Annotated in this window: 1 pseudogene; it reads right to left on the reverse strand. The window is 56.8% G+C overall.

Annotated features, from left to right (window positions below):
- Nucleotides 1-349 (reverse strand): annotated as a pseudogene (locus NE591_RS13310) (hypothetical protein); the annotation flags it as partial.
- Nucleotides 350-366 lie beyond the last annotated feature (17 nt).

Raw genomic sequence — 366 nt, forward strand, 5'->3', positions numbered from 1 at the left:
GTTCAGAAAGAGCGGCGAGCGTGGTGGCGCAGACGTCACTTTGGAAATCATCGCCCGAGGTTCGGAGCGCTTCGGCGAGGCTTTCTTCAGACACCTTGCCGTTTTCAGCATAGAGACAGGTGTAATTCCCCACAAGCTGAAGAAGATAGGGACTGCCAGCGGTGTACGCCGCAGCGTCACGGCGCAGATCGCTTGCTATAGCGATGCCAAGAGAGTCGAACGATCGCTTGAAGAAGGCATCCACTTCCCCCTGCTCCAGCGGAGGAAGAGTAATCTTCCGCGCTCGGTTGAGGAACGTGAGCACTCTGTCGTTGAGGGTTGTGGAAACAGCTCCCGGCAGACCGGCCATAACAAGGGACACATTCA

It is taken from the genome of Adlercreutzia sp. DFI.6.23, from assembly GCF_024462535.1.
In the GTDB taxonomy this organism is placed as follows: Bacteria; Actinomycetota; Coriobacteriia; order Coriobacteriales; family Eggerthellaceae; genus Adlercreutzia; species Adlercreutzia rubneri.